Below are 11593 nucleotides of genomic sequence, written 5' to 3' on the forward strand. Positions count from 1 at the left end.
AAGGTGGCAGATCGTTTGATCCCATTGCCCGGCGCCACTGTAGAGCGCGCCGTGTGGCGCGTACTCTCCCTTGCCGTGGCGGACCGCATTGAGGCGGTCGATAGCGAATCACGGAGTTGACGGGCGCGTGCCGACGGATACTCCGGAAGGTTTCGCATTCGCATGTCCATTTCCAGTACTGATCACATCGTCATGCCCGAGAACGAGAACGAGGGTGACGAGACGGCCGTAGAGGCCACCACCGAGGCGGCCCCCGAGGTCACCTTCGCGTCGCTCGGTCTCCCCGAGGGCATCGTGCGCAAGCTCGCGCAGAACGGTGTGACAGCCCCCTTCCCGATCCAGGCGGCGACCATCCCGGACGCCCTGGCCGGCAAGGACATCCTCGGCCGTGGCCGCACCGGCTCCGGCAAGACCCTCTCGTTCGGTCTGCCGCTGCTCGCGACGCTGTCCGGCGGCCGCACCGAGAAGAAGCGCCCGCGCGGCATCATCCTCACCCCGACCCGCGAGCTGGCGATGCAGGTGGCGGACGCCCTGCAGCCCTACGGCGACGTCCTCGGCCTGAAGATGAAGGTCGTCTGCGGCGGTACGTCCATGGGCAACCAGATCTACGCCCTTGAGCGGGGTGTCGATGTGCTGGTCGCCACTCCCGGCCGCCTGCGCGACATCATCAACCGCGGCGCCTGCTCCCTCGAAGACGTGCGCATCGCCGTCCTGGACGAGGCCGACCAGATGTCCGACCTGGGCTTCCTGCCCGAGGTCACCGAGCTGCTCGACCAGATCCCGGCCGGCGGCCAGCGCATGCTGTTCTCGGCGACGATGGAGAACGAGATCTCCACCCTGGTCAAGCGCTACCTCAAGGACCAGGTCACGCACGAGGTCGACAGCGCGCAGGGCAACGTCACGACGATGTCCCACCACATCCTCATCGTGAAGCCCAAGGACAAGGCACCGGTCACCGCCGCGATCGCCTCCCGCAAGGGCCGCACGATCATCTTCGTCCGCACCCAGCTGGGCGCCGACCGTATCGCCGAGCAGCTGCGCGAGTCCGGCGTGAAGGCCGACGCGCTGCACGGCGGCATGACGCAGGGCGCCCGTACGCGGACGCTGGCGGACTTCAAGGAGGGTTACGTCAACGCGCTCGTCGCGACCGACGTGGCCGCCCGCGGTATCCACGTCGACGGCATCGACCTGGTCCTGAACGTGGACCCGGCCGGCGACCACAAGGACTACCTGCACCGCGCGGGCCGTACCGCGCGTGCCGGTCGTACGGGCACCGTCGTGTCCCTCTCGCTGCCGCACCAGCGCCGTCAGATCTTCCGGCTGATGGAGGACGCGGGCGTCGACGCCGGGCGTCACATCATCAACACCGGTACGGCCTTCGAGCCCGAGGTCGCCGAGATCACCGGCGCCCGTTCGATGACCGAGGTCCAGGCCCAGTCCGCGGGCGACGCCGCGCAGCAGGCCGAGCGCGAGGTGACCCAGCTCACCAAGGAGCTGGAGCGCGCCACGCGCCGTGCCGCCGAACTCCGCGAGGAGTCCGACCGTCTGATCGCCCGTGCCGCGCGCGAGCGGGGCGAGGACCCGGAGACTGCGGTGGCCGAGGCCGCCGCCGTGGTCGAGGCCGCGGCCGCCGAGCAGGCGGCCGTCGCCGAGGCGCCGGTGCGCGAGGAGTCCTCCTCCTACGACCGTCCGCGCCAGCAGCGTGACGACCGCGGCAACTACGAGCGCCGTGACCGCGGGAGCAACGACCGCGGCGGTGACCGCGGTGGCCGTTCCTTCGAGCGTCGTGACGACCGTCCGTCCGGTGGTTTCCGCGGCGGCAACGACCGTGGCGGCCGTTCTTTCGACCGTGACCGTCGTGACGACCGTCCGTCCGGTGGCTTCCGCCGTGACGACCGCGGTGGCAACGACCGCGGCGGCGACCGTGGCGGCTTCCGCCGTGACGACCGTCCCTCGGGCGGCTTCAACAGCAACGACCGTCGGGACGGCGACCGCGGTGGCCGTTCTTTCGACCGGCGTGACGAGCGCCCCTCGGGTGGCTTCCGCCGTGACGACCGTGGCGGCAACGACCGCGGCGGCGACCGTGGCGGCCGTTCTTTCGAGCGTCGTGACGACCGTCCGTCCGGTGGCTTCCGCCGTGACGACCGCGGCACCGGCGCCGGCACCGGCACCGGCGCCGGCAACGACCGTCCGGCGTCGGGCGGCTTCCGCCGCGACGACCGTCCGGCGACCGGTCACCGGGGCAGCGACCGCCCGTTCAACCGTGACCGCCAGGGCGACCGCCCCGGCTTCCGCGCCGGCGGCCACGACCGTCCGGGCCACCGCGGCACGACCGGCACGGGCACCGGCACCGGCACCTTCGGCCGCCGCGACGACAAGCCCCGCTGGAAGCGCAACGGCTGACGTCAAGTGACGTAGCACAGCAGTGAGATGGCCCCCGCCCGGGATCGGGCGGGGGCCATTTTCTGTGCGGGCTTCCCGCCATGCGCCGACTGTATGATCAGCCGACTTCTGTGGGGGATGTGACGGCTGGGGGCCGGGGGCAGCAGGCATGCCATGCATCCCTCTCTTTTCTGGGGGAGGACTTCTTGGCTCGCCATGCTTTCGTCGCCGTCGCCACCTCGGCGGTGCTCGCCGCCGGGCTGGGGCCCTTGCTGCCGACACCCGCGTCGGCCGTGGGCACGGCGCAGGAGACGGTCGTACCGGCCACGCTGCGCAGTACGTACACGACGGCGTCGCTCTCCTACCCCGACACCACCTCGGGCGGGGACGGAGCGGGCCGCCAGGGCGTGTTCCACCGGCTGGAGGGCCGCGGAGTGGTGTGGACGCGCTACTCGGACGGCACGTCGTTCGACGTGCCGGTGGGCGCGGGCACGGTGGCCACCCTGAGCACGGGCAGCGACGTCCTCGCGAACCGCTACAGCGACGGCCGCTACGTCCTGTGGAACGCCGTCGACGGCGCCTCGACCACCGTTCAGGTGCCCGCGGGACAGTCCGTGTACGCGGGCGTGTTCGGCGGCATCGTCGGCACCCTGGAGAACGTCACCGCCGCGGACGGGACCACCACCAGGGTCAAGCACCTGCTGTCCGCGGGCCCCGACGGCACCACGCGCGATGTGATCGTCGGAGACGGCGCGCCCGAGGGCATGACGATCGCGGGGCCGCTGCGGGGCGATGCCTCAGGGATGATCTTCCTCGCCCGACTGGACGACTCCGTCCGCATGGTCGACGTCGACCCGGCGACCGGCCGGGTCCGTGGCTGGACGCCTCCGTTGCCCTCGGGTTACCTGTCCGCCAAGATCTCGCCCGAGCACCTCGTCGTGTACAGCGGCGCCCAGAGCCGGAAGGCGCTCGTCTTCTCCCGCTCGGACCTGTCGGCGGCGCCGGTCGAGGTCACCTTGGACACCAGCAGCAGCGGCACCGCCACGGCGGACGACCTCTCCGTGGTCGGCGACTGGCTCGTGCACCGCCCCGGCAGCCTGGGCCAGGTGACGGCGGTGCCGATCGCCGGCGGCGCCCCGGTCACCCTGATCACCTCCTCGAACTCCGGCGTCTCCGCCGTACCGGACGGCACCGCCGTGGTGATCGGCCGCACCGGCGCCGACGACTGGGGCATCCAGCGCATCGAGGCCGGCCCCGACGGCAAGCCGGCCGTCACCCTCGTCAAGCCGCTGCCGAAACCGCCGTACAAGATCCAGGGAATCGCCCTGGAGCAGGGGCGGTTGACGGTCGCGGACAGCAGCTGGGGCGGGGTTCGCGACGACTACGTGCGGACCGTCGCCGCGACCGGTACGCCCACGTTCGGGGCGCGGTCCTCGTACGACGGGACCGATCTGCTCGTGGGCGACTGCCCGGACACGGAGATCGGCTGCTCGCAGCTGTACGGCACGGACGACAACCGTGCGGTCTGGCTGTCGAAGAAATCGGCCGACTACGACCGTCTCACCGTCAGCGGGTCGGGCCCGTACGACTACTGGGAGGAGTCGGTGCCCGCCGGCGGCCGGATCACCGACGTCTCCGGCCGGTACCTGATCCACACCACGGCGACCGCCCAGACCGTCTACCGGATCGGCAGTAGCACTCCGGCGCTCACCCGCACCCCCGGCGCCGCCGCCCTCTCCGGCGACACCCTGTGGACGCCGGGCACCACCCCCGGCACCCTCACGGCGTACGACCTCACCACCAAGAAGACCACCGAGACCCTCACCACGAACGCGGGTTGCGCACCCACCGAACTGCGGGCCAACGGCCGTTGGCTGTACTGGAGTTGCGCCGACGGCACAGCCGGCGTCTACGACCGTACGGCGAAGAGGTCCATGCAAGTCCCTTCCGGCGAAGGGGAGTTGGGCGACGGATTCGTCGTCACGCACGACCGGCGGGCCGGGCAGCTGGTCCTCACGACGGTCGCGGACGGCACCCCCGTGAGCCGGGTGATCGGCGCGCTGCCCGACACCGGGGTCTCCCAGCGCGAGGTGCGCTGGACGGTCGACGAGTCCACCGGGAACGTGGCCTACGTCGACGACCAGGAGCGCGTGCACCTCGTACCGACCGGCGTGACACAGCAGCCGCTGCGGCTGCTCGCCCCGGTCGACTCGGCGGCCACGCTCGGCGCGCGGGAGATCGACACGACACCGTCCACCCTCACCACCCTGCTGCTGTCGAAGCCGGCCGCAGGCTGGCGGCTGACCGTGCGCAGCCGGGCCACCGGCAAGGTCGTGGACACGCGGGACGGCGGTGAGACGCGCGGCGAGGTGAAGGTGGGCTGGTTCGGGACGGACGCCAAGGGGGCGTTCCTGACGAACGGGTCGTACGACTGGACGCTGTCCGTCACGCCGGCCGACGGGGTCGGCGCCCCGGTGACGGCGAGCGGCACGGTCAAGCTGTTCGACGCCGCGCCGGCCCGGCACGACCACATCGGCGGCGACGCGGTCGGCGACCTGGTCACCCTCAGCTCCTCGGGCACGCTGGCCTTCCGGCAGGGCTCGGGCAAGGGCACGTTCTCCGCGTCGGTCGGCGGCGGTACCGGGTGGACGACGGCCGACAAGGTGGTGCCGGTCGGAGACCTGAGCGGGGACCGCTGCAACGACGTCCTGGTCCGGCTGAAGACCGGGGCGCTGCGGGCGTACAAGCCGGACTGCGGTGGGGTGTTGAAGCCGTCGACGGCGTACACGTCACTCGGGACGAGCGGCTGGAACCAGTACGACGTGCTGACCGCGCCCGGCGACATCAGCGGCGACGGCCGCCCGGACCTGGTCGCCCGCAACACGTCCACCGGGGACGTCTACCTCTACAAGGGCACCAGCGCGGGCAAGCTGTCCGCGCGCGTGAAGCTGTACTCCAACTGGAAGACGTACAAGAAGGTCGTCGGCGTCGGTGACATCAACGGCGACGGCATCGGCGACCTGATCGCCCAGGACAAGTCGAACACCGTGTACCGCTACTACGGCACCGACAAGGGCACGTTCGGGGCGCGGGCGAAGCTGTTCACGGCGTGGGGCGGGTCGTACGACACGGTGGTCGGGGTCGGGGACATCACCGGGGACGGGAGGGCGGACCTGGTCGAGCGGGACTCGGCCGGGGTGCTGTACCGCAACAGCGGTGACGGGAAGGGGTCGTTCGGGGCGCGGGTGAAGATCTCGGGCGGGTGGAGCGGCTACAAGGGCGTCTTCTGATGTGACTCGTATGTGACTCCTAGGGCGTTTTCTGGCCACATCGAGTCCTTATCGATTCCTTAAGTGGCGCATGTCACGCGCCCGGTGAGGGAATCGCTGGGGGCATGACAGATGACGCCATAGCGAGTGGGCTGTCAAAGGGAGATCCCCCCGGTCTCTCCGACGAAGAACGGCTTGCCCAACTCGGCTACACGCAGGTTCTCGCCCGCCGCATGTCGGCGTTCTCCAACTACGCGGTCTCCTTCACGATCATCTCGGTCCTGTCGGGCTGCCTGACGCTGTATCTGTTCGGCATGAACACGGGCGGCCCGGCCGTGATCATGTGGGGCTGGGTGGCCGTCGGCCTGATGACCCTCTTCGTCGGCCTGTCGATGGCCGAGATCTGCTCCGCCTACCCGACCTCGGCGGGCCTGTACTTCTGGGCCCACCGCCTGGCGCCCCCGCGCACGGCGGCGGCCTGGGCGTGGTTCACGGGCTGGTTCAACGTCCTCGGCCAGGTCGCGGTGACCGCGGGCATCGACTTCGGCGCGGCGTCGTTCCTGGGCGCGTACCTGAACCTGCAGTTCGACTTCAAGGTGACACCGGGCCGCACGGTCCTCCTCTTCGCCGCGATCCTGATCCTCCACGGCCTGCTGAACACCTTCGGCGTGAAGATCGTCGCCATCCTCAACAACGTGAGCGTGTGGTGGCACGTGGTGGGCGTCGGCGTGATCGTAGGGGCTCTCACCTTCGTCCCGGACCACCACCAGTCGACGACGTTCGTCTTCACGAAGTTCGTGAACAACACCGGCTGGGGCAGCGGGGTCTACGTCGTCCTGCTGGGCCTCCTGATGGCGCAGTACACCTTCACCGGCTACGACGCCTCCGCCCACATGACGGAGGAGACCCACGACGCGTCTACGGCGGGCCCGAAAGGCATCGTCCGCTCCATCTGGACGTCCTGGATAGCCGGCTTCGTGCTGCTCCTGGGCTTCACGTACGCGATCCAGTCCTACGACAAGGAGTTGGGCTCGCCGACGGGCGCACCCCCGGCCCAGATCCTCCTCGACGCCCTGGGAGCGACGGCGGGCAAGCTGCTGTTGCTGGTGGTGATCGGCGCGCAGTTGTTCTGCGGGATGGCGTCGGTGACGGCCAACAGCCGCATGATCTACGCCTTCTCGCGCGACGGCGCGCTGCCGTTCTCCCGCGTCTGGCACACGGTGAGCCCGCGCACGCGGACGCCGGTGGCGGCGGTGTGGCTGGCGGCGGGGGGTGCGCTGGTGCTGGGCCTGCCGTACCTGATCAATGTGACGGCGTACGCGGCGGTGACGTCGATCGCCGTGATCGGCCTCTACATCGCGTATGTCATCCCGACCCTCCTACGGCTGGGCAAGGGGGACGACTTCCAGCGCGGGCCGTGGCATCTGGGCCGGTGGTCGCGGCTGATCGGGACGGTGTCGGTGGTGTGGGTGATCGTGATCACCGTCCTGTTCATGCTGCCGCAGGTCTCACCGGTCACCTGGGAGTCCTTCAACTACGCGCCGGTGGCGGTACTGGCGGTCCTGGGCTTCGCGGCGGCCTGGTGGTTCGCCTCGGCCCAGCACTGGTTCCTGAACCCGGAACATGCGCGGACGAAGGCGCGGGAGGCCGGGCGGGCGGGGGCGCCTGAGCCGGTGGATCCGTAACACGGTGCGCCCGAAACGGTAGATCCGTAATACTCCGGACCAGTCGGTCCCTTGTCCCGGCCCTTCTTCCGGCCCTGCTCGCACCCTGTTTCGCCGTCCGGCGCGGCCGTGTCCCCGATACCCGATCGGAGACACGGCCACCTCCCGCTATGCTCGGGGAGGCAACATCGCGAGGACCCTTAGCTCAATTGGCAGAGCAGTGGACTTTTAATCCATTGGTTGTGGGTTCGAGTCCCACAGGGTCTACCGGTGGTGGGCGGGGGTTATGGCCTCTGACCTGCTGTGCAGCGTCTGATTCGACTTTGGTCGGGTTGGGCGCTGCTTTGGTTTCGGGGCTGGTGAGCGTGCAGCGTGCCCTGTGCTGGCCCGGCGTCACGGCCGCGTGTGCAGCAGCCTTGGAGCAAGCAGCTCCAGCACTTCCTCCCAGCGGTAGCGGTCGGCTCCGCCGCCAGCCTTCGGCCGGTGAGGTTCGTACGAGCCGATCAGGATCCCCATCTCGCGCAGCCGTTCCAGGCTCTGCCCGTACGCGGGGTGGGCGGCCTGGGCCGAGTTCAGGTACGGCAGCACGGCGACCGGAACGCCCATGGCGGGTGCTTCGCACAGGATGCCCAGGGCGAGGTTGTCCGAGATCCCGGCGGCCCATTTGTTGACGGTGTTGAAGGTGGCCGGGGCGACCGCGATCGCATCAGCGGGCCGGGTCGGGCGGGGTTGGTCCGGTGTTCGCCAGGCTGAGCGGATAGGGAGACCGGTCTGCGACTCGACCGCCTCCATGTCAAGGAAGCCGAGTCCTTGCGGGGTGGCGACGACACCGACGTCCCAGTTCCGTTCCTGCGCTGCGGTGATCAGCTTGCCGACGTCGGGGGCGACTCCGGCCGCGCAGACCACGATCTGGAGGAACGGCTTGTCGGGCTGAACGTCCATCAGACTCTCTCCGTAGTGGTTGTACGTCCGAGCTCGGAGGGGTGCCCGAGGCTTCGCCGGATCACCCGGTCGCTCGCGCGCAGAGCCGCCGTCAGTTTTCCTTGCAGCTCCTCCGGGATGGTCCCTGCCCCAAGGGCACAGGCGCGCACCAGTGCGTGGTAGTCCTGCACTTGCCGGGCTGTGGCGATCGCGGTGAGCAGAGGGCGGGCCAGGTTCTCGCGGGCTGCGTAACCGTCTTGGGCGTCCGTCGTCCTGCGGTGGAGGTCGTCGACGATGCGGTGAGCAGCGGGCGCCTCCGCAGAACCGATCGCGTCGAGGATGGTAAGTCCGAGCCGGGTGTCGAAGACGGTCATCCCGGGTGCGCTCTTCCGCTCGAAGTAGGTCGTCACCAGGTCCGCCAGGTGACCGTCGAACGGTTGCCCGGCGTCTCGGCGGCACAGGACGGACAGGCTTGTGGTGACGGCTTGCTCCCATGAATCGCCGGGCATCGTGGCGGCGAGGAGAGCGCTGGCCTGTGCCGTGTCACCCTCAACTAGGGCGGCCAGTACGGCGACTTGGCGCCCATCGAGCATTCGCTTGCCCACGCCACGGTGAGCTTCGATGTGTGTCAGGGCCTCGGCCCAGCGTCCCGCGGCGGTGAGGGTCCGCGTGCCGTCGGCGAGGAGCACGCGCCACAGCCACGCGCGGACTTCCTGGCGGCTCTCGGCGGTCGCTGTGAGGTCCGCCGGTACCGTGACGCCCTCGAATTCAGCCCCTGCGCCCGCGCCGACGGCTGCGTACAGGTCGAGCAGCCGTTGACGTCCGTCGTCGCCGTGGCCTGCACGGATCTGGAGGCGGGCGAGGTTGACGACCGGTTCCAGTCCCCGAATTGCACTCATGCCGGGCAGTGGGCAGGCATGGAGGTAGGCAGCGGCGTGCTGATGGCACATCTCGCGTGCGAGGTCGGGGAGGCCGAGGTCGGAGGCGATGAGCGCGGCCTGGTTGTAGACGGCTGATGCGAGGCCTTGGTCGGTCTTCTTCACTGCGGTGTCGGCCAGGTCGGTGAGCGCGCGTACGCGCTGAGGCAGAGGTGGGCAGGCGGGCCGGAATCGCGCGACGAGTGGGAAGCGCTGGGCTATGGGTCCGTGCGGGTCCATCGACTCCTCCGGCGTGAGTGAGAACTGGTGAGGAGACGGTGGCTGCCAGTCGTAGGCCGGCGGCCACCGTCTGCTACGTGCCGGGCGTCACTGCCAGTTGACGACGATCCGGTTCAGTGGGGTGTCGAGAGCGAAGAGGCCGGGGCGCTGCTCGATGGCGGGGGCGTAGAGGGGCTGGATCTCGAACTTCGCCTCGCAGCTGCGGTATTCGCGGTCCCAGGTGCGGATGGCATCGGCGACCTTCGCGGCCAGTTCGTCGCTGCCGGGACCGTGGCCGATGACCCCGAACTCCCAGAGCTTGCAGCCTTCGGGGGTCTTCTCCTTCGACGGGCGCCGCGCCAGGTAGGTGACGGCGCCCTTGTCCACGACAGCGGTGGAGGAAGGGTAGGGGTCCTCGGTGAGCAGGTCGCCCTTGGCGTTCTGGGGGAACAGCATTCGGATCAGGCCGGAGGGAATGGAACAGGTGACGAAGAGTTCCATCCACTCCGGTGACTCCATGGCCTGGACCGTCATGCCGGTCCATTCTTCGGTACGCGGCTGGTCCAGGACACTGGCAAGGGCGTCGGCGTCGGTGTTCAGTCCGGCCGGGGCTTGAAGTCGTACCGTCCCGTCCGTGCTGAGCGGGATGACTCGGCGGTCGTCGTCGGCGATGCCCTGCCTGAGCGGCATGAAGGTGTTCATCTGGCTGCCGAGGGAGACCCAGCGGCCGTCGCGCTGCTCGTAGGCGATGGAGCGGGAGACCGTGCCCTTGAGGCGTTGGGGGACGAGGAGCCTTCCGCCGGGGGCGAGTTGCTGCAGCCAGGCGTGCGGTACTCCGTGTGCGCCGACGGTGGCGATGATGCGGTCGTACGGTGCTCCCTCGGCGTAGCCGAGTGCTCCGTCGCGGGTCACAGCCTCGACGTTGGTGATCCCGGCGGCGGCGAGGTGCGCGCGGGCGCCCTCCACGAGGTCGTCGTCGACGTCGAGGGTGGTCACGTGTCCGTTCTCGCCGACCAGGTGGGCGAGCAGGCCGGCGTTGTAGCCGGTACCGGCGCCGAGTTCGAGGACACGCTGGCCGGGTTGGACGTCGAGCTGGTCGAGCATGAGGGCGACGATGCTCGGCTGGGAGGCGCAGGAGATCGATGTGCCGACGGTGTCGTACTTGATGTGCACCGGTGCGTTGGCGTAGGCGTCTTCGAGTGGCGCTTCGGGCACGAAAACGTGGCGGGGTACGGTCCGCAACGCGGTCTCGACGGCGCTCGTGCGGGCGTGGCCTTCCGCGCGAAGCTGGTCGACCAGGGCGTTGCGGAGGCGCTCGGCGTTCGCCGAGGGGGTGGTGATCGTGTCGGTGTTCACCGCGCCGACGCTATCGACGCCGGCGTTTGCCGCGCCGGGCGACGCGGTGTTGTCACTCGTTCCCATGACTACCTCTCGTGCGATGTTGGACAGTGCGCTCTGGTCGTCCCGGAGGAGACCGGCGCGGTTTGCGTGGAAGATCACGTGGTGGGCGATGACAGCTCGTAGGCCGCGGGTGAGTCCGGCTTTCGCGGCGAGGGAAGCGAATGCGGCGCCTGCCCTCTCGAAGGCGGAGGCCCAGTCGTCGTGCTCTGCGAGTGGGCCGTTGGGGCGGCACAGTCCGTGGGCTTCGGCGGTCATCAACTTCTGCATCGAGGGCGCTAGTTCGGCGACCCGTCCGAGGGGCGGAGGAGTGGTGGACGGCCGGAGAGCGGCGACCTTCGCCCACACGTCACCCTGCTCGAACCAGTCCAGACCGGCCGCCCGCATCATCGCGCTCGCCAGCAGCACGCTGGTCTCCCGGCGGCCCAGGTGCTCCGGGCCGGGCTGGTAGGTGAGCAGATGGCGGCTGTCCTGGTGGAACAGGTCGTGGGCGATGTCCATGGCCTTGGGCCCGCCGAAGGTGTCGGTCTCGGGCTCGTAGACGCAGGGCAGCCACGACACGACCGTGCCGTCGCCTACGAGATCACTCAGCAGCGCTTCGACGATGGGTGAGGGCTCATCGGCGAGGTATCGCAGTGGCCAGGGCTGCTTGTTCATGAACCACCAGCCGGTGAGTTGGCCGTCCGTTTCAGCCGCAAGTAGTACGGGGGTGAGGCGTCCGGCGATGGCTCGCTGGGCGCTCTCGCGGTCGGCGAAGGTGATGTTGTGTTGCTGCCAACGGTCGGGGCGATCCGGGGGCATGCGGAAGTCCTTCGGTCGATGC

At 69.7% G+C, this 11593-nt stretch carries 6 protein-coding genes and 1 tRNA gene; 4 read left to right on the forward strand and 3 right to left on the reverse strand.

Features of this window, described 5'->3' with window-relative positions:
* Nucleotides 1–162: 162 nt before the first annotated feature.
* The 4 genes from OG407_RS27530 (at nucleotide 163) to OG407_RS27545 (ending at nucleotide 7582) form a co-directional block, all read left to right on the forward strand.
* The gene (locus OG407_RS27530; protein WP_405862058.1) at nucleotides 163–2403 is read left to right on the forward strand and encodes a DEAD/DEAH box helicase; all 2241 of its coding nucleotides are present in this window, start codon (nucleotides 163–165) and stop codon (nucleotides 2401–2403) included.
* A gap of 185 nt (nucleotides 2404–2588) precedes the next feature.
* Nucleotides 2589–5672 (forward strand): FG-GAP repeat domain-containing protein, encoded by a 3084-nt coding sequence (locus OG407_RS27535; protein ID WP_405862060.1) that lies wholly within the window; start codon nucleotides 2589–2591, stop codon nucleotides 5670–5672.
* A gap of 104 nt (nucleotides 5673–5776) precedes the next feature.
* Nucleotides 5777–7336: an amino acid permease gene (locus tag OG407_RS27540; protein ID WP_405862062.1), complete on the forward strand. Its 1560-nt coding sequence runs from the start codon at nucleotides 5777–5779 to the stop codon at nucleotides 7334–7336.
* A gap of 173 nt (nucleotides 7337–7509) precedes the next feature.
* A tRNA-Lys gene (locus tag OG407_RS27545) sits at nucleotides 7510–7582 on the forward strand.
* Between the two features lie 126 nt (nucleotides 7583–7708).
* Here OG407_RS27545 and OG407_RS27550 read toward each other — a convergent pair.
* The 3 genes from OG407_RS27550 to fxlM form a co-directional block, all read right to left on the reverse strand.
* Nucleotides 7709–8257 carry a flavoprotein gene (locus OG407_RS27550; RefSeq protein ID WP_405862064.1) on the reverse strand — a complete coding sequence of 183 codons (549 nt, stop codon included), beginning with the start codon at nucleotides 8255–8257 and terminating at the stop codon, nucleotides 7709–7711.
* A complete protein-coding gene (locus OG407_RS27555; protein WP_405862066.1) occupies nucleotides 8257–9393 on the reverse strand; it encodes a hypothetical protein in 1137 nt (378 codons plus the stop codon). The genes OG407_RS27550 and OG407_RS27555 overlap by 1 nt, the downstream gene beginning before the upstream one ends.
* Nucleotides 9394–9480: 87 nt before the next feature.
* Entirely contained in the window at nucleotides 9481–11571 is a 2091-nt protein-coding gene (fxlM, locus tag OG407_RS27560) for a methyltransferase, FxLD system (RefSeq protein ID WP_405862068.1), read from the reverse strand.
* Between the last annotated feature and the right edge of the window lie 22 nt (nucleotides 11572–11593).

Source organism: Streptomyces sp. NBC_01515 (assembly GCF_045040345.1).
Lineage (GTDB): Bacteria > Actinomycetota > Actinomycetes > Streptomycetales > Streptomycetaceae > Streptomyces.

What these genes read in the sequence shown, in the direction of transcription:
- OG407_RS27530 (WP_405862058.1), top strand. Translation starts at nt 163, where the DNA reads ATGTCCATTTCCAGTACTGATCACATCGTCATGCCCGAGAACGAGAAC.
- fxlM (WP_405862068.1), bottom strand. Translation starts at nt 11,571, where the DNA reads ATGCCCCCGGATCGCCCCGACCGTTGGCAGCAACACAACATCACCTTC.
- OG407_RS27550 (WP_405862064.1), bottom strand. Translation starts at nt 8,257, where the DNA reads ATGGACGTTCAGCCCGACAAGCCGTTCCTCCAGATCGTGGTCTGCGCG.
- OG407_RS27555 (WP_405862066.1), bottom strand. Translation starts at nt 9,393, where the DNA reads ATGGACCCGCACGGACCCATAGCCCAGCGCTTCCCACTCGTCGCGCGA.
- OG407_RS27540 (WP_405862062.1), top strand. Translation starts at nt 5,777, where the DNA reads ATGACAGATGACGCCATAGCGAGTGGGCTGTCAAAGGGAGATCCCCCC.